The following is a 21,780-nucleotide window of genomic DNA, read 5'->3' as shown; positions in this document are numbered from 1 at the left end:
GCGAAACCAGCGGCTCCGGAAAACGAAAGAGGAATATACCCCTATATGGTATTATGAAGAACCTGAATCGTCATGCCCTGCTGGGAAAGAACAGCTTCCCGGTCATGAAATCGCTTCAGGCCTGAATGATGCGCCACACTCATGAGGGTCACGTCCGGCAAAAGCGCAAGAAGGCGCGTATAAAGAAGCGCCTCATTGTCTTCATCGAGCGCTGATGTTGCTTCATCCAGAAAGAGCATCGCAGGCCTGGTCAGAAAAACACGGGCAAAGGCCAGACGCTGCTGCTCGCCAGGGGAAAGCACGTCACTCCATGCAGCTTCGCGGTCCAGCTTTGACACGAGGTCTCCCAGATTAGCGGCCTCCAGAGCAGTCTCACACGCATCCCGTTCATATCGATCAGGCGTAGCCGGATAGCTGAGGGCCTGCCGAAGCGTCCCCGTAGGAACGTAACTTCGTTGCGGCAGAAACATGGCTTCGCGCATGTTAAAGGAAACACTTCCCGCCCCGCAGGTCCAAAGCCCCGCCAATGCTCGTAGAAGCGTACTCTTTCCCGCTCCGGACGCGCCCCCGATTATCAGACGCGCCCCCGTTGGGATTGTCAGATCCCCAACAGTAGCAATCCGCGATCCATCGGCGCGATCAAGAACCAGATCCCTGATCTCGATTTGCCCCTGCTCCACCGGTGTACGGACAATCCCACCTTCGGGGCGTCCCGTCACAACACGCTCGAATTCACTCAGACGCTGAAGGATGGAGCGTAGAGTGGCCAGATCCGTATAGTTTTCGATGAACCATTGCAGGCTTCTGCGCACATTCATGAACGCCGAATTGATTCGGGAATACAGACCAAACGTCAGCGTATGCGCCAGAAGCTTCGGGATCAGCAATGCCCACAGGACGATATTGATCCCGCCCGTATAAAGCTCGACCACGGTATTGGCACGCCACGTATACGTCATCACGCTGCGCCAGTTGGTCGCAATATGGTGCAGACATTCCGAAAGCCGGAAATGCTCTGCACCTTCACCACCATAAAAAGCAATCTGTTCCGAATTCCGGCGCACATCCAGCAGAGCCGCACGCAGATCGGCATCATAATGCTGCTGGCGATAATTGGCACTGACGAGCGGGCCACCTGCTTTTTCCAGAACCAGAGAAATCAGCAGAATGGAAAATGTCGTCCCGAAAAACATGTAGCCCGGAACGACGATGTGCCAGCCTTGCCAGACAAAAGACAACGTGCCGCCAATCGTCCAGAGGACAACCGCGAACGACAGAAAAGTCGTGACCGCCTGGATGGCGTCCAGACCGAGCCGTAATGTCCAGACCGTCATCTGCGCCAGATCATCCGCGATACGCTGATCGGGGTTATCGGCCCGGTTTTCTCCATGTTCCAGATGATAATACGCATCATCGGACAGGTATTTTCGCAGATAGACCCGCGTGTTCCACAGACGCCAGCGCATGGAGAGAACCTGCGTCATGTATTGCTGGATGACGCGCATCCCCGCACTCAACCCCATCATCATGAGATAGATCGGAATAAGCGCGATACAGGCTTCGACTTTATACGCGAACATCGTATCGAAAAACGTCTGGTCCCATTTCCCGAACCAGACAGCAACCTGCACATCCAGAAACGACAGACCGATAATTCCCCCCAGAAGCCCCAGTGCTTTCCACCGATCTTCTGATCGCCAGTAGGGGAGAAGAACCCTCCAGTCCGAAAGGGAATGCTGGGGGGGCGGGTCTTCAGTACGTGCCACGAAGCGTTGCCATGAAACTGCGGGGAGCGGCCGGGAAATTGAGCCGCCAGACGCCACTGGCACGTTCATAATAATAGCGGTTGGTCAGGTTGTAGGTATTAAGCTGAAGCTTAAGATGTTTGTTAAAGCGATATCCGACAACGCTGTCGAGCGTCATGTACCCCCCTTGAACTGTCGTCGCATAACTGCCCCTGAGGTTGCTGTATGCATCCAGTCCAACACCAAAACTCAGCCCTTTCAGACGGCCCTGCTGTGCATTGTAATGCACCCAGGATTTGAACATGTGATGCGGTGAAAAAACGCCCCCGAAATCGGAAACTTTCGGGTTGGAAACCTTGGTATCCAGATATGTGTATCCAACAGACACATCGAGCCCCGGCATGATCTGCCCATCAACCTGCGCTTCCCAGCCCTGCCGGCGAATAGGGCCAGTCGTGATGTAAAAGTTTGTGTGATCGGGATCCTGAACGGGCTGATTGACACTTTCCATGCGGAAAAGTGCAGTCGAAAAATTCAGGCGACCGTGGAAATACTCACCCTTGAAACCTGTCTCGACCTGATTGCCCTGCTGCGGCGTCAGGCCGTCCCCATTGTAGGTCAGACGCCCGACAGAAGGTGTGAAAATACTGGCATAGCTGGCGTACCAGGAAAGGTTGGGTGTGATCTGATAGACCGTCCCCAGATAGGGCGTAAGCTGACCGTGAATATTGGCGGTCGTCTTCCATGGTCCTTCCGGAGAAGGACTGGAAACTCGCGTTTTTTCGGAAAAGCGCGATACACGTCCGCCAAGAATCAGGGACAGATGGCGGATCACTTGAAGCCGAAGCTGTCCGTAGAACCCCCACTGATAGGCGTTGTCATCCGCTCCTTCCGCACCATCCGCAGCATTATAGGTGATGCTGCCCGCAGGGGGCGCCTTCACAACCGCCGTATTATTAATGCTGACATCAGAATACTCCGTATCCGACGTAACAGCACCATACCCAACATGCGTATTATAGGCGTTGTAATTGAAACCCAGAAGCAGGTGATGCGTGCGGTGCAGAAGCCGGAAACTACCTGTGGCATAAACATCGGCTGACCGGGACGTATTGGTTCCGCGATTGGGGAAGGTCCCACCATCCACATAACTTGTCAGGCCCGTCCGCGCATTCGGAAGAGTGTCAGGAGCATTATATGACGTGTTGTAATTCTGGTCATAAAAAGTCCCACGAGCTGTGAGCGCCCAGTCTCCCCAGAGCTTCTGCGTCAGAGACGCAATCGTCTGCTGGGTCATGTAATCACTATATCCCCAGGGTGGCGTTGGATTTGCATCCCTGCCCCCATACCAGAGGGTACGTGTCGTTGTGACTGGCAATCCGTAATACGGTGCGTCAATGTTTTGTTTCTGCGCTGCATGAGAGACCAGAAACGTGGTGGACGGCGTTATATCCCATTCCAGAACACCGTAAGCCTGCCAGCTTCGGTTATGGGCATATTTGTAGAAGTAATCGTTATCCTGAAAGAGATCGGCCGTACGGAAACGCAGTGTTTTGGAGTGGTTCAGCGGAATAGTCAGATCCATATCCGCGCGGTAATTATTAAAGCTGCCAACCGTCGCATTTCCGCTTGCCGCGAAATCCTTCCCGGGCTTCTTCGTAACCTGATTGACCACGCCGCCAGCCCCGCCCGCGCCTTGCAGCAGGCCGGCTGACCCACGCATGACTTCGATCCTCTCATACATGGAAAGATCAAAACTTGCGTTGTTTAGTGTTCCCGCCGCATTGGGCGTTTCATCAATCGAGGTGGTGAGTTGATAGCCGCGTGAATAGAAATTGCTATTGGCCGTCGATCCTGGGAGAACACGGATACCGTTGATCTGACGCATGGCGTCCGTCATCGTCAGCATGTTGGAATCTTCCATCCGCTGCTGTGTGATTACGGAAATCGAGTGCGGAATATCCTTGAGGGCAACAGGCGTTTTCCCCCAGGCTTCCACAGCCGGAGCCGTATAGGAGCGGGACGTTCCATAGACGCGCAGATTTTCCGTGCCACCACTCACAACGGACGTCTCGTCATCATTTCCTGAGGGGCTGGGAGTCGAAGGCTGGGAGAGTGCAGGAAGAGCAGAGGCCTTCCTGCACGTCTGTGCAATTTTGGAACCTGCCCCCTGAACATCATGGCAGCGGGACACTTTCTGACGGCCCTTTTCACCAAACTCTGAGGCCTGTGCATCGGGAATACCCCCCATCACCAAGGTTCCGCAAATCAGGGCTGAACCGGAAACAGAGAAAAGAGCGGACCGCCGCAGCGTGTTTACGCTGTGATGTGTCATGAAACCCGCCCAGAAATGATAAGACTGCCGCATGATCTGTTTCACTTTAAGAATATTATTCTGCGACATGACACCCGGTACTGGTTTCACCTGTTGAACCGGATGCCTGTCTATCGCGCGCCCTCAGGAATGAGAAGGCAGACGCGCGCTATGGAACTGCATCAAAGCCTGTCTCTTCAACGGCTTCGCGCAAACCTGCCACGGTTGTAACAGTCGGATCATAGGCAATCGTCACCTGGCCACCATCCAGAACGACAGCCACGGCGGAAACACCATCGACACCCTCCAGCGCCTCTCGAAGACGCTTCGCACATCCTTCACAAGACATTCCCTCAACCGTCAGATGTGCTGTCTGTGTCATGACTTCTTTGCCCCCGATACCCAAACATTCTTGGAATTCTGCGATTCCATTATACCCCCTTTGGGTATGTACTTTTTCCTTAGGCAATTCAGAGAGAGTTTTGAAATTAAAATCGTTAATGGAACGAATTAAAATTTATATACGGTGGGCGGGTATCCATCAAAAACACCTCTCACCAGAAATCGCTCTTCCATTTATTCCCTGCCCCGGTATAGGATCGAGCCACAAAGCAGACAGAAGAAATCGGCTGTCTGTCTGGAACAGGGATCTGAGATGCTCAGAACGCATACCCGGAGATGGCTTGGTCTGATCGCCTGTCTGCTGATGCAGATCGGAGTGATGGCTGGTGCATTTCCGGCTCATGCCGCAACCCGAGCACACACCATGACCATGGATCACTGTACATCCATGACACAATCCGCTTCCGTCAGTTGTGCCCAGCATGACATGCAGAACATGACGTCAGAGGCTTCGCCCCATCATCATGACAGTCACGGGCAAGGCTGCTGCCATATTCATGCGACGTCAGCAGAGCCCGCACTGGCGCTTGCACATTTGACGCCGCTTTCCACTCAGATCGCCATTTCCGGGCGCTTCGTTCAGTCTGGCCATCCGTCCCTGTCTGGCACAGACTGGATCCCCACCCCCCCTCCCCCCAAATCGCAGCTGTCCTGAAACGTCCCGATCCGTAAGCGTGCGGGCCTGTCATGGGTCTGAATACGCTGCGGCTTTCCTGCACCGTTTCCCGGTTTTCAGCACATGCACAGTTTTTCCAGTCTCGCACGCGGTTTGACGCGTCGTCGCTTCGTCACAAGTCTTGGCGCCGGGGCCTGCCTGAGCGCCCTGCCTCAACAGGCAAAAGCCGAAGGTCGCCCGTCTTCCGGCTGCCTGCCCGCAATGCCGTCCAATACATGGGACCTGGAGGTCAGCCGCACGCATGTTTCCCTGGATGGAAAATCCATGCATGCGCCCAGCATTGGCGGCACTGTCCCTGGTCCCATCCTGCGCTGGAAACAGGGTGAGACCGTCACTCTGAATGTCCGGAATATGCTGGATGAAACAACCTCGATCCACTGGCACGGAATTCGAGTACCAGCGAATATGGACGGCGTACCCGGCCTGAGTTTTGCGGGCATCCCACCCGGCGAAACCTTCACCTATCGCTTTCGTCTGCATCAGAGTGGCACATACTGGTATCACAGCCATTCCAACATGCAGGAAGCGATGGGCCTGTATGGCGCAATCGTCATTGACCCAATCCGTCCTGACCCAAATGTCTGTGACCGGGATTATGTCGTCTTTCTGGGGGAATGGACCGATGTCATGCCCCATGACATCGTGAACAATCTCAAAATGCAGGACGATTATTACGTCTTCCGCCAACGCACGGCTGCGTCCTTCCCGAAAGAAGCCCGGGAAGCCGGAAGCGCCATGGCCGCACTGAAAGACAGGCTCGCCTGGTCCCGGATGAACATGGCGGCGACCGACATCGCGGACGTCTCCGGCGCCATTTACACCTATACGCTCAACGGCCATGCCCCGGACATGAACTGGAACGGTCTGTTCCGCCCCGGCGAGCGCGTGCGTCTGCGGTTCATCAATGGCGCCACCATGACGCTGTTTGACGTCCGTATTCCGGGTCTCGAGATGCTGGTCGTTCAGGCGGATGGAAACGATGTCGAGCCGGTTCCGGTCGATGAATTCCGGATCGGGGTAGCGGAAACCTATGACGTCATCGTGCAGCCAAAGGAAGACCGCGCGTACACAATCTTTGCCCAGAGCGAGGATCGCACAGGCTTTGCCCGCGGAACACTGGCCCCTCGCGTCGGCATGAGCAGTCTGATCCCGCCCATGGACCCCCGCCCTGTCCGCACCATGGTGGATATGGGCATGGGAGAAATGAAGCCGGGCGAAAGCATGGATCACATGTCCATGTCCGGCATGGACATGAAGGGGATGGACCACATGCACATGGCAGGTATGGACATGAGCCATATGGGGCACATGGCCATGCCGCAAATGGAAGTGGACGATCCGGGGCCACCTCCCATCAACGTAGAGAACCAGAACGTCGCCATGATGCCCATGGACCGAACAGGCAGCCCAGGGGACGGACTGGAGAATAACGGCCGTCGTGTCCTGAACTATAAACAGCTTCGTGCCACACGGCCCGGCGCAGACCCGCGCCCACCCTCACGGGAAATCATCCTGCACCTGACCGGCAATATGGAGCGCTATATCTGGGGCTTCAATGGCAGGAAATTCTCGGAATCCGGGCCGATCAAACTGAAAAAGGGCGAACGTGTCCGTTTCACATTAATCAACGACACGATGATGGAACACCCGATCCATCTGCATGGCCTCTGGAGCGAACTGGAGAACGGCCAGGGAGAATACCGCCCTTACAAGCACACCATCATTTCCCAGCCTGGGTCCCGCATGAGCTATCTTGTCACAGCGGATGTCCCCGGCATGTGGGCCTATCACTGTCACCTACTGTACCACATGGATCTTGGCATGTTCCGTACCGTGGTGGTGTCATGAGAGCCGTGTTGGCAACAGTGCTGTTCCTTGTTGGGGCTGGGACAGCGCATGCGAAAGACAGCCCGCAATATCAGGCCGCAGACGCGCCTGTTCCAGGAGCCGTCACGCATCTTGGCAATATCATGCCCGTCATGATGGACCAGAGCAGCTGGTTCCACGGTATTCTTGAACAGGCCGAAGGGCGTTACGCACCATCTGGCACTGATTTCCGCTGGGATGGTGAAGTCTGGTATGGCACGGATTATGACCGCCTCTGGATCAAGTCAGAAGGCACCCTTGAAAAAGGGCGCCTGAGCGACGGCCAGCAGGACATTCTCTACAGCCGCGCCATTTCGACTTACTGGAACCTTCAGGGCGGCGTCCGCGTCGATCTGGATGATGGCCCCACGCGGACCTGGGGCGCCTTCGGCATACAGGGGCTGGCCCTTTACCAGTTCGAGTTTCAGGCCACAGGCTATGTCAGCGATCGGGGACGCTTTGGCGCACGCGTCGAGGGGTCTTATGACTTTCTGCTGACCAACCGGCTCATCCTCCAGCCTCAGGCCGAGTTCAATCTTTACACAAAGTCAGATTCGTCCCGACTGGCAGGTGCTGGCCTGTCGGACGTGGATGCCGGTCTACGGCTGCGTTACGAACTCTGGCGCAAATTCGCCCCTTATGTGGGCGTCACCTATTCCGGCCATCTGACGCAGGCCCGCAGGATTGTGCGCGATCAGGGCGAAAAGCCCGGTTCGGTCCGCTTCAGCCTCGGTATCAGAAGCTGGTTCTGATTTTCATATCTTTCTGGAGTTTTCATCATGACAAAAACCCTCTCCGCTCTTGCAGCCCTGCTCTTTGCAACAGCAGCCCAGGCTGCCCCCGCATCAACGCCCAAGCCGTCCTCAACAACGCCGGCTGACCCGCTTGCAGGCCTGAACATGGATCAGCAGATGGAGCTCTGCGATCGTCTTGAAACATCGAAAAAGCAGAACAAGCCGCTTTCGCCAAAAATGCAGCAGCAGCTTAAGGCGTGTCAGGCCATGAGCATGGAGTCCACACCTGGCCCAGCCCCCGACGCCACACAGGACCGCTAAACCTTTTCTCAAAAAAGAAGAGGCGTCAGCGCATCATCCGGCGTACGACCTGCAAAAGCTCGTCAATCGCCTCTTCGCCCCCATCCTCCTGCACAGCTTTTCTGACGCACCCATTGGCATGCGTGGACAGAATCTGGATGGAGACACCGTCCAGTGCAGACTTGATGGCGGAAATCTGCGTCAGAATATCCACGCAGTAACGGTCATCCTGAATCATGTTCAGAACGCCACCAACCTGGCCTTCAATGCGGCGAATACGGTTCAGAAGTGCCTTTTTCTGCGGCTGTTCAACGCGCTTTTCTCCCGCTGTCTCACTGGTGGCACAGTGAACACACCCTTCTGTCGGAAGTTCGTCATCGTTTGTTGTTACAATACTCATGGGACACAGCTCCTCTGCGGTCATGCCGTAGGGTGCATAGCACCCCTGCGTTCCTTACGGCCATGCCGGAAAAGGCAACACGCCCTGTCACCTCAATCAAACTCTCTTCCTTCCCATTAAAAAGTCCAGAGAAACTGCGGTCAGATCTTAAAAAGGAAGATGTGGATGCAATTAATTCTCATCTCTCTCTTCCCGACTTTGCCCGATGAGCCTATCTAGAGTGCAGTCAGCCTCTCCTGAAGAGCGCTGGTACGCACTGGGATATGAAGCTGATGTGGTATCTGGATACGCTCCCCAAGGGGAATTACGCCATTATTGATCGGGTTGAAGAGCGGACTGCGGCTGATCCGATCAGTGCGCGCCTGTGTGAACTCGGCTTTGTCCCTGGCGAAAGTGTCAAAATCGTCGCGACCGGGCCAGTCGGCGCAGATCCTATTGCTGTCACTCTCGGAACCTCCCGCTTTGCCCTTCGTAAAGGGGAAGCCGCCCGGATCGTTCTCCGACGACCCGTCTGACACGTACCATGGCCTCTCCGACACCGTCGCTTCAGGCAGACTCCACGCTGCACATCGCGTTGGTAGGAAATCCCAACTGCGGCAAAACTTCACTGTTCAACCAGTTAACTGGCAGCCGCCAGAAAGTCGCGAACTACGCTGGTGTGACTGTTGAGCGGAAAGAAGGGTTCTTCTCCACCCCGCAGGGCCGCTCTATCCGTGTTCTGGACCTTCCGGGAGCCTACAGCCTTTCCTCCACCAGCCCTGATGAAGATGTCACGCGAGATGTCTGCCTTGGTCGGCATCGTACGGAGACACGCCCCCAGCTTCTGATTGGCGTTGTCTCTGCGACCAATCTTCGCCTGCACCTGCGTTTTCTGCTGGAACTCCGGGAGCTTGGCGTCCCCATCATTGTTGCCCTCAACATGATGGACGAAGCCAAACGTAACGGCATGTCCATCGACATTGCAGGACTTGAGCGCGATTTGGGCATGCCCATTATTCCTGTTATCAGCCTGCATAAACAGGGTGTTCAACCCCTCCTGGAGGCCTTGGATCGCCCTGTCCCACCACCTCCCGCCCCCTCGCCATCAGGTGCGGATCTTCACGCTGAAGTACGCCGACTGATCCAGACCTATGTCACAGACCGCTCCGCAGGGCAGGAGAGGCTGGTGGATCGTCTTGACCGCTGGTTTCTGCACCCCGTCTGGGGGCCGGTCATTCTGCTCGTTGTTCTGTTCGTCATGTTCCAGACCGTTTTTGCATGGGCCCAGCCCCTCATGGACGCTCTGGAAGGCGGTATAACCATGCTAGGCGAGCTGCTCCTCAGGCCATTGCCTGACGGGGTTTTGAAAAGCCTTCTGGCCGATGGCGTCATTGCTGGTGCAGGCATGGTTATCGTTTTTCTGCCACAGATCCTGATCCTCTTCCTCTGGATTCTGGCGCTGGAGGAATCCGGCTACCTGCCCCGTGCCGCATTTCTACTTGATCGCCTGATGGCTCTTGCCGGGTTGAGCGGACGCTCTTTCATTCCTCTGCTGTCGAGCTTTGCCTGCGCCATTCCCGGCATTATGGCGGCCCGAACCATTCAGAACCCGCGTGACCGGCTGGTAACGATCCTGATCGCTCCATTGATGACGTGTTCGGCACGTCTGCCGGTTTATACGCTTCTGATTGGCGCATTTATTCCACACAAAACCGTTCTGGGAGTTCTGGGGCTTCAGGGACTGGTCCTGTTCGCGCTGTATGCCGTCGCCATTGTGAGCGGTGTGATCGCAGCCCGTATCATGACGCGTGGCGTCAAATCTGAAGAGCATCCGCTGCTTCTGGAACTGCCGCCCTACCGTCGCCCGAACCTGAAAAGTCTGGCGTTAGGGCTCTGGCAGCGCGCGGTCATGTTCCTGTCGCGCGTTGGAACAATCATCGTTTCGCTGAATGTTCTGCTCTGGGGACTGTCCAGCTTTCCGCTTCCCCCGCAAGGGGCTACGGGCGCAGCCATTGATTACAGTCTGGCTGGACGGATTGGCCATCTGATGCTGACAATTTTCGCCCCAATCGGTTTCAACTGGCAGATCTGCGTATCGCTCATTCCGGGCCTAGTGGCCCGTGAAGTTGCAGTGAGCGCGCTGGCGACCGTTTATGCTCTTGGCGTCAGCGAAGATGCAGCTCCCGAAAAGCTTCTTCCCCTCCTGTCCAGCCAATGGAGCATTGCAACTGCATTGTCGCTTCTGGCGTGGTATGTTTACGCACCCCAGTGCATTTCCACCCTGGCTGTCATGCGCCGGGAAACGCGATCGATGAAGATCGTTCTAGGTGCAACCGCCTATCTTTTCGGGTTGGCATATTTCGCCGCATTCGTCGTTTTCCATCTGACCAAAGCCATCACAGGAGAAGCCTGATGATCGAGACTATCATTGCCGTGCTGCTGGTCTCTCTTGCAGCGCTTTACTGGTACACACGCCTTTTCCCGGCGAACTGGGGAAGGCTGAAGCTCTCCCTGGGCCTCCAGAGCCATATTCCCGCCAAGGCACCGTCCAAAGGCTGTGATAACTGTTCTGCTTGTAGTGGCAAGTCCGGCGGCTGCCACTGAAATCGAACCCTAGAAAAGTTTCTGCACTTTTCTGGACAGACGGCATGCGTTCAGTGAATTGCCAGCATGTCAGGTATGACTTTTCACGGAAACTGCAGCGCGAGAGCAGATAGCCAAATTCTGGCTATCTGCTTTATCGTAACCTCAGAAATCTGACTTTTCTTGGCTAGAAATAAACTTCTGAAATCTATCTCAGAGGTCCACCCGCAGTCGGCCACCAACCATTCGGGGCGTTCCCGGAATTCCAAAAATTCCGTTCAACCCTGTCTGACGTGTCACATCATAATGACGGTCCAGAACGTTGTTCGCATAGGCTGAGACAGACCATTTCCCACTTTTCGGCGCAAAGGTCAGACCAACATTCATCAGGAAATATGCGGGCATCCGGTACAGGTTGTTCCCGGGAACATCGACCTGAGACCCACGATAGCTGTAGTCGATGTAAGGCGTGAGCGTCCAATGTGCATCCAGCTTCGCCTTGTAGGATGCCGATCCTTCCAGGGTCAGCTTGGGAATACCCATATCAACACCAGCATAGCTGCGATAAAGCGCCATCAGCTTGCCGGTCTTGACGTAGGTTGCCGCCACAGCGGTTGTATCAATCGCGCTGTAATCATCATAATTTCCGCGCTCATAACCAAAGTGCTGATGCAGCAACAGCCCGGGAATGGGATTGGCATCAATGCCCAGTTCCACGCCCCAGATCCGGCTCTTGGAAATATTTACGTACTGCCCGACTACGCCGTAGTTCGGCACCACCGCCAACCCCGCGACCTGCTGGCCATGATAATCATACCAGAACGCATTGCCATTCACGCGCAGCTTGTGATTCCAGTAGTCGGACTTGAAACCAACCTCATAAGCCAGCAGGGATTCAGGCTTGGTGGGCGTAAGCTGCGAGGCCACAACCGTATTGTTGGCTGTAAATCCGCCTGGCTTGAAGCCTTTCCGGATTGAACCATACAGCATCAGGTTGTCGAGCGCCTGATATTCAAGTCCACCCATCCCGGCAAACTGGTTTGTCAGAGCGCCACGCCGCCCATAATGAGTGTCGTACGGGGTCGGATACACAGCCGTATTATAGCGCATCGTCTGCATGTTATAGAGGTCACGATCGTCGGACTCATGCGTAATTCCGGCCCGCACGTGCAGCCGTTTCGTAACCGTGAAACGCACATGGCCATACTGGCTGAATGCCTGCTGGTCCTGGTTATAACTCGTGCGCTGGATGTAAGGCCGTGAGCCCGAACCGGTATAATCGTTGTAAATCACTGAATGCATCTGCGTGCGGTCATAGTACATGCCCACATCCCATTGCAGCCGGTCATGCGGATTGTGGGATGCCAGCTTCACCTCCTGTGAGAACAGATTGGCATCCGTATTGACGTCATCATCGTAGATTGCGTAGCCCGTGCCATCCAGATCCATCAGATTATGCACATACATCTGCTGAAACGCGGTAATCGTGCTCAGGTCAGCGAACCCCAGAGACCGGGTGAAATTGATACCCGCCCCCCAGAACGTGTTGTTGTAGGACGGCTTGGTGCCTGCCGAATTCCCCGTGAGCTTCAGAAATGCCGGCGTAAAGCCCCAGCCCGTTTTCAGATTGTCCTGATAGGCAGGTGTATTGCGTGCCAGATCCTGGACATTGAAGGCGCCCATCGCCTGTGAATTATCCTGCACCCAGTTGCCACTGAAGACGATGTTCGTCTTGTCATCCGGCTGCCACGCAATCTTGGCACGAAGACCACCTTTGTTGGCGTTTCCCAGGGATTGCCCGGTATTGATGTTCTTCTGAAAGCCACCTCCCTGCTGTGTGAAACCGGCGATACGATACTGGACGTTGGATGACAGCGGCCCGGACACATAGAGATTGGTAATGCTGCGATTATACGTCGCGATGTCTTCGGATGCGCCGTAATGGAAGGTCTTCGTCGGATCCGCCGTCTTGATATTGATTTCACCTGCAGTGACTGTCTGACCATGCGTAAAACCCGACGGACCAGTGTTCACATCCACGCCGGACATATCGAACATCGCCGCACCGGCCATATATCCGATGGGGAGCGCCACGCCGTCCACGTATGTCATCACCGATGGGGTGTTATTGGCGGTAAAATCGTTCAGCCCCACACCGCGCAACGTGAAGTTTACCGCAGAACTTGAACCCTGCGGCTGCACAGTCAAATTAGGTGCCAGGTTCATCAGCCCCTTCACATCTGTCACCTGATGTCGGGCGAGTTCAGTTGCATCAATATGGGTGACAGAAACACCCTGATGCTGTGTCGCCAACGGTCCGAGGGCATTTTTTGTTCGATACACCCGGATTGATTCCGGATCGGAAGAGGGGTTTGCATGTCGAACGCGCGCTTGCGAAACCGCAGAAGAACCATGAGAAGTCGCTGCGCGACTGACAGCAGCACGCCCCTTCGTTCCATGCCCGCTCTTTTCGATCGTGGTGGCTGCAACTGCCGTTATTGGCAACGTCAGGACCAATGCGGTTGTACACAGAAGAATATTGTTTAATCGGAACATTTCAGGTCTCCCCGGAACAACACCGGCTATCAGAGGGTGTAGCAGCCATGCGAAGTGCATGATGGATTTCAGGGCGGGATCCGGACTTCATCAGTCCAGGCATCCCGCAAAATTCTGGAAACTCAGTACGTGCTTTCGATCTCTTCGAGAGAGAGGTTTACGGTCGACGGTCCAAAGACCAGAATGGACAATGCGCCGAAGAGAAGGATCAGAGCCGTCATGCCGAACACGCCCGCAAATCCGGCCTTTGGATACAGCGCTCCAATCAGAAGTGGCGCAGCGATCGCCCCAATACGACCAATTGCTGATGCACTTCCCATTCCCGTCGCACGAAGGGCTGTCGGGAAAATTTCGGGCGTGTAGGCATAAACCCCGGCGAACGTGCCATTCATAAAAAATGACAGCAAAATTCCTGCAATCAGGATACCTGTCGATGACGACACAAGCGCCATACTGGCAGCGCTGATCACGGCAGCCCCCAGATACGTCACGATTGTCGTTTTTCTTCCGAAATATTCGTTACAGAAGCCAGCGCTGAAATAGCCGGGGATCTGCGCTACACAAATGGCAATAGAAAATCCGAAGCTATGCGTAATGGTGAAGCCACGTGCGATGAGCAGCGTCGGCAACCAGGAGAAAAACGCATAATAGCTGAACGTGACGGCCAGCCACAGAACCCAGCTCATCGCCGTGATACGCCATAGCTGGGCACGCCAGAGCCCTACAAATTGTCCCGCAAAAGATGTTTTAATGGATGGGACTGACTCAGCTTCATAGGATGGCGATAGGACGCCAATGTTCTTTTCAATCTTGCAAAGAACAGCATGAGCAGTATCGCCTTGTCCGGTAGCCAGCAGCCATCGTGGGGATTCCGGCAACGCACGGCGCCACCACAACAGCATAACCACCGGACACGCCGTCAAACCTATTGCCCAACGCCATCCATTTTCCGATCCCGGCACCAGCGCGTAGCCCAGCAAGGATGCAGCCACAAATCCAAATGAGAAAAACCCTGCCAGTGCGCCAGTGAAAATTCCGCGATATCGACGCGGTACAAATTCCGAAAGATAAGGAGCGATAATGGCAGATTCAGCGCCCGTTCCAATCCCAGACAAAACACGCGCCAGTACAAAACCATGCCAGGAAACACACAGCGCCGAGATAAGAGACCCAACGCAATAGCAGGCAAGCGCCCACATCATGACAGAGCGCCTTCCCCACCGGTCTGCGACCGCCCCAGCCGTCAACGCGCCAATGAAATATCCAAAAAATGCTCCGCTCCCCAAGAGACCGAGCTGGGCCATGGACAGGCCCCATACATGCTGCAGGGCGGGCATGACGAACGCGAGAATGGCGCCATCAAGCCCGTCGAAGCAGTATCCTGCACCGCCGAGAAGCAGGAGCCTGTAGTGAAAGCTGGAGAATGGGAGACGCTCCAGTCGGTCTGCAATGGACATGTGTTTCTATCCCGGAACGATGTAGAGTGTTGAAGCGCAGTTCTGCCCGGTTACCCTGAACGCCCCGGAATATTCACGGCGACAGGGCAACACAGACGAACCTCGGTAAAGAGCTTCGATATTTCGGAAATGCTTACCCGACGATCAGGTCTTCTTTTCTGTCGGGATATTTCGTGAGCACTTCATACCCGGTTTCCGTCACCAGAACCGTATCTGAGTGGCGATAACCACCTTTACCGTTCAGATAGATGCCTGGCTCGATACTGAAAATCATGCCCGGCTGAATAACGTTGTCTTCGCCCAGCGCCAGGAACGGCGCTTCATGACTTGTCACGCCAAAACTATGTCCGGTGCGATGCAGGGGCGTCTCGTATCCTGCCGCATGAGCAATAGCCTGACAGGCCGCATCAATTTCCGAACCAATAGCGCCAGGTTTGAGCATGTCATACGCCTTGAGGCGCATTTCCATCATCGTATCGAAAGGCCGTTTTGTATCTTCGGGAATGCTGTTGAGGAAAAACGTCCGCTCGATTTCAGCGCCATAACCGTTGATCTTGCCAGCTACCAGCCCCAGAAACGGGCCGCCTGGCTCGCATGTTGCAGTCAGGCAGGAGAAGTTATGCGGATCATCCGTAAAAGCCGGTGGCTGAATGAGACCAGCCGCATGACTGGACATGACATTATACTGCGGTGATTCCGTCAGACAGCGCTGATAAAAGTAAGACGTTACGTCGCCAATGGCATGAGCGACCATTACACCCGGCTTCACTTGCCCTAACATCATCGCCAGCGCTTTTGTCATCACGTCACTTGTCCAGGCAATCCGCGATATTTCGTGCGCTGACTTGACCTCACGGATCTCGTCAATGATGTTCAGAAGCTTAATCGGGTTCCCGATCTGCGCTTGCAGATATGCTGGACAGGCGCCTTCAATCCCGACTGTTCCCTGTGTGGGCAGAGCGTCCGAAAACCGGTCAGACCAGCGTTTTCCGACAACTGCGGGAAACTCAGCATAGTCCAGAAGCGTCAAATCTCCGACCTTGTGACGCAGCACATGCGGGACTTCGAGAACCGGCACAACGAAGAACGTTTCCGTCATCGTCAGAATCAGAACGAACGGGCGTTCATGTACAAAATTCGCGAAATTCGTCAGGTAATAGACATTATCCGGATCGAAAGAGACATAGGCGGTCAGGCCGGCCTGCTCCATCTTTTCACGAACCCGGCGATGACGTTCAGCGATCTCAGGCGCGGAAACCTGTGCAGCGGTGAGAGGCGGCATCGTCATGTTTGACCCTATCTGTCTGGAACCAGCTGCCTTCCCTCCGGGGTGAGCTGCTGGTGAATCTACATAAAAGCAATACAACCTACTTGTTTTATAAGCGTCAAGAAAATTATTCTAAATCTGCAATGACCCTCTTGGAGACAGACTGTTCGTGATCCGCCGCGTCTTCAGGCCGGACGTGCCGCAATCCTCAGAAACTCCGTGCGTGAAAACTGGCGCCACACTTCGAAAGAACGCGCCAGATTCTCCACAGGCACCCCACGCGCGCGCTCGACAGCCAAGCCTCGGAGCAAGGCCGAATTGAGCAGCCGCAGTTCGACAAAGCGCGGATCTGGTGGTGCCATACGCTGCCCGGAAAGCCAGCGGGTCATAAACTGATCAATGCGCTCAAGAACGGGCGCCGTCACAGCTTCCAGATCAGGATCGCTCCGGCGTGCCAGCTCAATTTCCACTGTCGCCAGAAATTCCGGCCCGTCCGTAACCAGCCGCCACATCGTGTCCAGCATGGCATCTACACGCTGCTCAGGTGTGGCCTGCATACTCAGTGCCCGCCGGTAGAGCCGCGCGCGCTTGAGTGCATAATGGCGCAGAACAGTCGCCATAACCTGCGACTTGGTTGGAAAATGATGCTGCAAAGCTCCAAGGCTGACATTTGCCGTCTTGGAAATGCGCTGGATGGTTGTGGCCGCGTACCCTTGGGTCTGCAACAGCATGACCGTCGCCTCCAGAATTTTGGCGCGCGTCGCAGCACTCCGATCAGCTTGGGTGCGCCGACGGGGCAGCAGGAGACTGGAAGGTGAAGGAGCGGTCATAGGCCTTAAGATCAGGGGATCTATCGAACAACACTTTCGATACGGCCCTGATTCTTACAGAAGCAGCCGCAGGTAGGGAATACTCAGCACCAGCACCGTCAGGGAACATCCAATCACCGTCTGGAGACAGTCACCTGGCCACCTGATACACAATATGCGGGCAGTTCGCCCCCATCGACCTGTTTGTGATGTGCCCGACCTCACGACAAAGTCGAGCGTTGCTTTTCAGATGGATTGTGCAGACAGCTTCGCTTTGGCCGCATTAGAAACGGGTCTCCCGGCCAAAATGGGTAAAACCTTATAAAAGATCAGACAACCGCCATCAGCGCTGCGTTACCACCTGCCGCCGTTGTATTAGTGCTGCAAACCCGTTCCTGCACCAACCATTCCATCGGATAGTGACCATGCTCGTCAGGGGTATGGAGACATACGACAGGCCCCTGATCGGACTGAAGCGCAGACAGAACCTGTTTCCTGATCGCCTCGTCTCCGTTGCAAAGCGCGATATCACACTGGGTACTGCCTGATACCGGCAGGACATGCGACAGAAGCCCAACTGGCGGTGGTGGCAAACGACGCCATATTTCTGCAGGAATAGCGCAGACATTTCCAGCGGTCAGAGCATCCGTGACCTGTTGGCACACGTCTTCAAGTGTCGGGCCTGCACAGAGAACTGTCCCACGCGCCGTCAATGTATAGACGTTTTCTTCGCCAACAGGTCCAGGAAGAGTGAGTTGAGCCCCCAGCAGCGTTCCGACACTGGCTTTTGCCCGGAAGTCGGGGACGATTGCCCGGAGCCATTGGCCAGCGGCATTCAAAACAACCGGCAAATCCCGTCTGGAAAACCCTTTGATCTCGGGACGATGTGCGAGAAGACGACGCAGATAAAGCGGTCCACCTGCCTTGGGGCCGGTTCCCGAAAGGCCGTGCCCTCCGAAAGGCTGAACACCGACCACTGCACCCACAAGATTACGATTGATGTAGATATTGCCTGCGTCAGATGCCGCTTTCAGATCCTCGATTGTTTTATCAATCCGCGAATGGACACCAAATGTCAGCGCATATCCCGTGTCATGGATGTTTTTCATCACTTGCGGAAGTTCATCCCGCTGGTAGCGGACAACATGCAGAACCGGGCCGAAGATTTCACGCTGAAGAACTGAAAGACTGTCAATTTCAATCAGTGTCGGCGCGACGAAGGTTCCGTTTTCACAGTCTGCCTCAAGCGGTGACTGATGAATTCTGAAACCTCGCGCACGCAGCTCCTCGATATGACGCAGGATACCAGCCTGCGCCTCAGCACTGATGACCGGGCCAACATCCGTCTCAGGCAGTGAGGGATCACCCGTTCGCAGTTCGTCCATCGCGCCCTTGAGCATGGTGAGGACACGATCTGCGCTGTCGTCCTGAAGGCACAGCACACGCAGAGCACTACAGCGCTGCCCCGCACTGTCAAAAGCGGACGACAGAACGTCTGCAACAACCTGCTCGGAAAGGGCGGAACTGTCCACGACAAGAGCATTCTGGCCGCCCGTTTCCGCAATCAGCGGGACGGGCGAACCATTCGGATTCAGGCGTTGGGAAAGCTGCTTTTCGATCAGCTTGGCAACTTCCGTTGACCCCGTAAACAGGACGCCCGTCACCCGTGGATCTGCGACCAGCGCCGCTCCAATGTCACCTCCCCCCTGCACAAGCTGCACGACCGCTTCGGGGACGCCAGATTCATGCAGACAACGGATCGCTTCCCTGGCAATCAGAGGCGTTTCTTCAGCCGGCTTGGCGAGAACACTGTTGCCGGCAGCGAGGGATGCGGAAACCTGTCCCAGAAAAATGGCAAGCGGGAAATTCCACGGGCTGATACACACCACCGGCCCGAGCGGAACAGCCGTACCGTCAGCAAAGTCACGTCGGATTTGTGCAGCATAATAGCGCAGAAAATCGACCGCTTCCCGGATTTCAGAGACAGCATTCGCAAGAGTCTTGCCCGCCTCCCGGATGATGAGCCCCATCAGACGCGGCATATCGTCTTCGAGATGGCTGGCAGCCTTTTCAAGACACGCCGCGCGCTCTGAAACAGGCGTGTTCTTCCAGACTTCAAAGCCGTCCTGCGCTTTGCGGATCACGTCTTTCACATCCTCAACAGATGTGGCCTGAATAAAGCCGACCTTGTCCTGCCTGTTGGCGGGATTGGTAATAGCCTCTCCTGTCTGCGCGCCAAAAGTCGTTGGAATACTCAGTGTCAGCCCAAGAGCTTTCAGGGTATTTTCATCAGAAAGATCAAGCCCGCGAGAATTCTGGCGCTCGGGCTGGAACATATCCAGAGGGAGCCGAATTGCACCGGCAGGGAGGCTGGCAGCCAATGTGACCGGATCCGTGATCAGTTCCTCGATCGAAATAGCCGGGTCTTGAATACGGTTTACGAAAGACGAATTGGCTCCATTCTCCAGCAGGCGACGCACGAGGTAAGCCAACAGCGTCTCATGCGTCCCCACAGGCGCGTAAACCCGGACAGGTCTGTCCAGCTTCTCAGGGCCAACAACCTCCTTGTAGAGTGTCTCCCCCATGCCGTGCAGGCACTGAAATTCATATGACTCTACGGTGAAGTCAGGGTCGGCAAGGGCATGAATGCTTGCCAGCGTCTGGGCATTATGGGTCGCAAACTGCGGGAAAATAGCATCTGAGGCCGCCAGAAGCTTTTTGGCGCAGGCGATATAGGAGATGTCTGTGTGAACCTTCTGCGTAAAAAGTGGAAAATTCTCCATTCCTTCCACCTGGGCCCGTTTGATCTCGCTGTCCCAGTATGCACCCTTTACCAAACGCACCATCAGGCGATGATTTGTCCGGCGGGCCAGGTCGATGATCCAGTCAAGAACAAACGGCGCGCGCTTCTGGTAGGCTTGGACCACAAAACCAATGCCCTTCCAGTCCTTCAGGGCGTCGTCGTGGCACAGAGCTTCCAGAAGGTCGAGCGACAGCTCAAGCCGTTCCGTTTCTTCAGCATCAATATTGAAACCGATATCGTACTGACAGGCCAGACGCGCGAGTGCTGTAAGACGTGGTCCAAGTTCCGCAAGAACCCGGTCTCTCTGAAGGCGGCTGTAACGCGGATGCAGAGCTGAAAGCTTGACGGAGATTCCCGGTCCCCGATAAACACCAGCGCCAGCTGCCGCTTTGCCAATCGCATGAATGGCCAGTTCATAATCACGGTAATACCGGTCTGCGTCCGCCATGGTCGTGGCAGCTTCACCCAGCATATCGTAGGAATACCGGAAGCCCTTTGCGACCAAAGGCTTGCTGTTTTCTAGAGCATTTTCGATGGTCTGACCGGTAACAAACTGCTCTCCCATCATGCGCATCGCCAGATCCACACCTCTGCGGATTACAGGCTCACCACATCGTCCAATCAGGCCTTTGAGGCTTCTTGGAAGCGTTCTGGTCTGTTCCGCAGACAAAACTTTTCCAGAGACAACCAGCCCCCATGTCGCGGCATTCACGAACAGGGAGGACTTGCGACTGATATGCTCGTGCCACTGGCCACTTCCAATCTTGTCACGGATCAGAGCGTCACGTGTTGGCAGATCGGGGATACGCAGCAGGGCCTCGGCAAGGCACATCAGCGCCACACCTTCCTGCGACGACAAATCATATTCCTGAACCAGATCCTGCACGATACCACTACTGCCGGACTGGCGAAGCGCCTCAACCAGACGGCGTGCTGTCTGGCGTGCCAGCACAGCCTGCTTCTCATCGAGTGCAGCCTCCCGGGACAGCACTTCCACACGACCCGCTTCCGGAACACGGATATGATCGGTAATGGCCTGACGCAGCAGGGAACGCGAAGGAACGGTGGCAGCAAGCGACGCAAAAGATGTGGTCATGAGGGTACCGCTGGTTTGATTGTCCTTCCCAGATATTGAAACGCTCACGAAACAGGGAATGGTATTTTACCAAAGACAACGAATTAAGTTCGGTATATTGATTTTTTGGAAAATTATATTTGCAGGCAGTTTCCTAATGGACGACATGGATCGCAGAATTCTGAGACTTTTGCAGAAAGACGGCCGTATCACAAATCTGGATCTCTCCCGGCAGATCCATCTCAGTCCCGCCGCCACCCTTGAACGCGTCCGTAAGCTGGAACAAAACGGCGTTATTCGGGGCTACATGGCGCGCATCGACCCAGAGACCATCAATCTGGGGCTGCTGGTCTTCATTCAGGTGACGCTGGATCGCACCAGCCCCGATATTTTTGAGTCTTTTTCGAAGGCTCTGAAAACCATTCCGCAGGTCTGCGAATGCTACATGGTGGCGGGAGGTTTTGATTATCTGGTGAAAGCGCGGGTCAAGGACATGGCCGCGTATCGAAATTTCCTTGGAAAGACCCTGACTCGCCTGCCAGGAGTGCGTCAGACCCATACTTATACTGTCATGGAAGAAATAAAATCCGACCCTGAACTTCCCTTGTTCTAAGAACCCTTTTGGAAATTCACGGATGAGCGTTTCGGCTTGCGGGGGATCCTGGCTATCCGGCCCCTCTGCTCTGGCGTCCACACCCAGCGTTTGAATCACATCAGACCGATTTTCCAGACAGGCTCAAAGAGCTTTCTATTAATGGACGACGCCAGCCACTCTAGGCTCAGGACTCATAGCCAGAAGATGACGGTTGCGGCG

Annotated in this window: 17 protein-coding genes; 8 read left to right on the top strand and 9 right to left on the bottom strand. The window is 55.2% G+C overall.

Annotated elements, in window-relative coordinates; genetic code table 11:
- Positions 1 to 41: 41 nt before the first annotated feature.
- From B7444_RS02855 to B7444_RS02845, 3 genes are all read right to left on the bottom strand, one after another.
- Positions 42 to 1,766 (bottom strand): ABC transporter ATP-binding protein/permease, encoded by a 1,725-nt coding sequence (locus tag B7444_RS02855; protein ID WP_007283463.1) that lies wholly within the window; start codon positions 1,764 to 1,766, stop codon positions 42 to 44.
- Positions 1,753 to 4,149: a TonB-dependent siderophore receptor gene (locus B7444_RS02850; RefSeq protein ID WP_007283464.1), complete on the bottom strand. Its 2,397-nt coding sequence runs from the start codon at positions 4,147 to 4,149 to the stop codon at positions 1,753 to 1,755. The genes B7444_RS02855 and B7444_RS02850 overlap by 14 nt, the downstream gene beginning before the upstream one ends.
- 79 nt (positions 4,150 to 4,228) lie before the next feature.
- Positions 4,229 to 4,441: a heavy-metal-associated domain-containing protein gene (locus B7444_RS02845; RefSeq protein ID WP_035729378.1), complete on the bottom strand. Its 213-nt coding sequence runs from the start codon at positions 4,439 to 4,441 to the stop codon at positions 4,229 to 4,231.
- A 273-nt stretch (positions 4,442 to 4,714) separates the two neighbouring features.
- On the opposite strand from B7444_RS02845, the gene B7444_RS02840 reads away from it, so the two are divergent.
- The 4 genes from B7444_RS02840 (at position 4,715) to B7444_RS02825 (ending at position 8,058) form a co-directional block, all read left to right on the top strand.
- Positions 4,715 to 5,116 (top strand): hypothetical protein, encoded by a 402-nt coding sequence (locus B7444_RS02840; protein WP_007283466.1) that lies wholly within the window; start codon positions 4,715 to 4,717, stop codon positions 5,114 to 5,116.
- Between the two features lie 84 nt (positions 5,117 to 5,200).
- Positions 5,201 to 6,985, top strand: coding sequence for a copper resistance system multicopper oxidase (locus tag B7444_RS02835; protein ID WP_007283467.1), 1,785 nt, complete (start codon positions 5,201 to 5,203; stop codon positions 6,983 to 6,985).
- Positions 6,982 to 7,755 carry a copper resistance protein B gene (locus B7444_RS02830; protein WP_186810567.1) on the top strand — a complete coding sequence of 258 codons (774 nt, stop codon included), beginning with the start codon at positions 6,982 to 6,984 and terminating at the stop codon, positions 7,753 to 7,755. The genes B7444_RS02835 and B7444_RS02830 overlap by 4 nt, the downstream gene beginning before the upstream one ends.
- Positions 7,756 to 7,782: 27 nt before the next feature.
- Positions 7,783 to 8,058 carry a hypothetical protein gene (locus B7444_RS02825; RefSeq protein ID WP_007283469.1) on the top strand — a complete coding sequence of 92 codons (276 nt, stop codon included), beginning with the start codon at positions 7,783 to 7,785 and terminating at the stop codon, positions 8,056 to 8,058.
- A gap of 25 nt (positions 8,059 to 8,083) precedes the next feature.
- On the opposite strand, the gene B7444_RS02820 is transcribed toward B7444_RS02825, so the two are convergent.
- Positions 8,084 to 8,437 carry a metal-sensitive transcriptional regulator gene (locus tag B7444_RS02820; protein WP_007283470.1) on the bottom strand — a complete coding sequence of 118 codons (354 nt, stop codon included), beginning with the start codon at positions 8,435 to 8,437 and terminating at the stop codon, positions 8,084 to 8,086.
- A gap of 263 nt (positions 8,438 to 8,700) precedes the next feature.
- On the opposite strand from B7444_RS02820, the gene B7444_RS02815 reads away from it, so the two are divergent.
- From B7444_RS02815 to B7444_RS02805, 3 genes are read left to right on the top strand one after another with little or no spacing between them, the layout of a single operon-like run.
- The gene (locus B7444_RS02815; RefSeq protein WP_007283472.1) at positions 8,701 to 8,952 is read left to right on the top strand and encodes a FeoA family protein; all 252 of its coding nucleotides are present in this window, start codon (positions 8,701 to 8,703) and stop codon (positions 8,950 to 8,952) included.
- 8 nt (positions 8,953 to 8,960) lie between these two features.
- The gene (gene feoB, locus B7444_RS02810; RefSeq protein WP_007283473.1) at positions 8,961 to 10,829 is read left to right on the top strand and encodes a ferrous iron transporter B; all 1,869 of its coding nucleotides are present in this window, start codon (positions 8,961 to 8,963) and stop codon (positions 10,827 to 10,829) included.
- The gene (locus tag B7444_RS02805) at positions 10,829 to 11,020 is read left to right on the top strand and encodes a hypothetical protein (RefSeq protein ID WP_007283474.1); all 192 of its coding nucleotides are present in this window, start codon (positions 10,829 to 10,831) and stop codon (positions 11,018 to 11,020) included. The genes feoB and B7444_RS02805 overlap by 1 nt, the downstream gene beginning before the upstream one ends.
- 192 nt (positions 11,021 to 11,212) lie before the next feature.
- On the opposite strand, the gene B7444_RS02800 is transcribed toward B7444_RS02805, so the two are convergent.
- The 5 genes from B7444_RS02800 to putA all read right to left on the bottom strand — a co-directional run bounded on the left by B7444_RS02800 (position 11,213) and on the right by putA (position 20,987).
- Positions 11,213 to 13,555, bottom strand: a complete 2,343-nt coding sequence (locus B7444_RS02800) for a TonB-dependent receptor (RefSeq protein WP_231502807.1) — start codon at positions 13,553 to 13,555, stop codon at positions 11,213 to 11,215.
- A gap of 122 nt (positions 13,556 to 13,677) precedes the next feature.
- Entirely contained in the window at positions 13,678 to 15,012 is a 1,335-nt protein-coding gene (locus tag B7444_RS02795) for an MFS transporter (RefSeq protein WP_007283476.1), read from the bottom strand.
- Positions 15,013 to 15,145: 133 nt separating this feature from the next.
- Positions 15,146 to 16,300 carry a M24 family metallopeptidase gene (locus tag B7444_RS02790; RefSeq protein WP_007283477.1) on the bottom strand — a complete coding sequence of 385 codons (1,155 nt, stop codon included), beginning with the start codon at positions 16,298 to 16,300 and terminating at the stop codon, positions 15,146 to 15,148.
- 164 nt (positions 16,301 to 16,464) lie between these two features.
- Positions 16,465 to 17,109: a TetR/AcrR family transcriptional regulator gene (locus B7444_RS02785; protein ID WP_007283478.1), complete on the bottom strand. Its 645-nt coding sequence runs from the start codon at positions 17,107 to 17,109 to the stop codon at positions 16,465 to 16,467.
- A 308-nt stretch (positions 17,110 to 17,417) separates the two neighbouring features.
- Entirely contained in the window at positions 17,418 to 20,987 is a 3,570-nt protein-coding gene (gene putA / locus B7444_RS02780; RefSeq protein WP_007283479.1) for a bifunctional proline dehydrogenase/L-glutamate gamma-semialdehyde dehydrogenase PutA, read from the bottom strand.
- Between the two features lie 145 nt (positions 20,988 to 21,132).
- Here putA and B7444_RS02775 point away from each other — a divergent pair, with 145 nt between their 5' ends.
- Positions 21,133 to 21,579, top strand: coding sequence for an Lrp/AsnC ligand binding domain-containing protein (locus B7444_RS02775; RefSeq protein WP_456303393.1), 447 nt, complete (start codon positions 21,133 to 21,135; stop codon positions 21,577 to 21,579).
- The last annotated feature ends 201 nt before the right edge of the window (positions 21,580 to 21,780 follow it).

Origin of the sequence: Gluconobacter thailandicus F149-1 = NBRC 100600, assembly GCF_000964465.1 — a bacterium.
GTDB classification, from domain to species: domain Bacteria; phylum Pseudomonadota; class Alphaproteobacteria; order Acetobacterales; family Acetobacteraceae; genus Gluconobacter; species Gluconobacter thailandicus.
Note: the sequence above shows the minus strand (reverse complement) of the source record. Positions and strands in the feature narration are given on the sequence as shown.

What these genes read in the sequence shown, in the direction of transcription:
- B7444_RS02825 (WP_007283469.1), top strand. Translation starts at nt 7,783, where the DNA reads ATGACAAAAACCCTCTCCGCTCTTGCAGCCCTGCTCTTTGCAACAGCA.
- B7444_RS02785 (WP_007283478.1), bottom strand. Translation starts at nt 17,109, where the DNA reads ATGACCGCTCCTTCACCTTCCAGTCTCCTGCTGCCCCGTCGGCGCACC.
- putA (WP_007283479.1), bottom strand. Translation starts at nt 20,987, where the DNA reads ATGACCACATCTTTTGCGTCGCTTGCTGCCACCGTTCCTTCGCGTTCC.
- B7444_RS02815 (WP_007283472.1), top strand. Translation starts at nt 8,701, where the DNA reads ATGAAGCTGATGTGGTATCTGGATACGCTCCCCAAGGGGAATTACGCC.
- B7444_RS02775 (WP_456303393.1), top strand. Translation starts at nt 21,133, where the DNA reads ATGGATCGCAGAATTCTGAGACTTTTGCAGAAAGACGGCCGTATCACA.
- B7444_RS02795 (WP_007283476.1), bottom strand. Translation starts at nt 15,012, where the DNA reads ATGTCCATTGCAGACCGACTGGAGCGTCTCCCATTCTCCAGCTTTCAC.
- B7444_RS02840 (WP_007283466.1), top strand. Translation starts at nt 4,715, where the DNA reads ATGCTCAGAACGCATACCCGGAGATGGCTTGGTCTGATCGCCTGTCTG.
- B7444_RS02790 (WP_007283477.1), bottom strand. Translation starts at nt 16,300, where the DNA reads ATGACGATGCCGCCTCTCACCGCTGCACAGGTTTCCGCGCCTGAGATC.
- B7444_RS02835 (WP_007283467.1), top strand. Translation starts at nt 5,201, where the DNA reads ATGCACAGTTTTTCCAGTCTCGCACGCGGTTTGACGCGTCGTCGCTTC.
- B7444_RS02850 (WP_007283464.1), bottom strand. Translation starts at nt 4,149, where the DNA reads ATGTCGCAGAATAATATTCTTAAAGTGAAACAGATCATGCGGCAGTCT.
- B7444_RS02820 (WP_007283470.1), bottom strand. Translation starts at nt 8,437, where the DNA reads ATGAGTATTGTAACAACAAACGATGACGAACTTCCGACAGAAGGGTGT.
- B7444_RS02845 (WP_035729378.1), bottom strand. Translation starts at nt 4,441, where the DNA reads ATGACACAGACAGCACATCTGACGGTTGAGGGAATGTCTTGTGAAGGA.
- B7444_RS02805 (WP_007283474.1), top strand. Translation starts at nt 10,829, where the DNA reads ATGATCGAGACTATCATTGCCGTGCTGCTGGTCTCTCTTGCAGCGCTT.
- feoB (WP_007283473.1), top strand. Translation starts at nt 8,961, where the DNA reads ATGGCCTCTCCGACACCGTCGCTTCAGGCAGACTCCACGCTGCACATC.
- B7444_RS02830 (WP_186810567.1), top strand. Translation starts at nt 6,982, where the DNA reads ATGAGAGCCGTGTTGGCAACAGTGCTGTTCCTTGTTGGGGCTGGGACA.
- B7444_RS02800 (WP_231502807.1), bottom strand. Translation starts at nt 13,555, where the DNA reads ATGTTCCGATTAAACAATATTCTTCTGTGTACAACCGCATTGGTCCTG.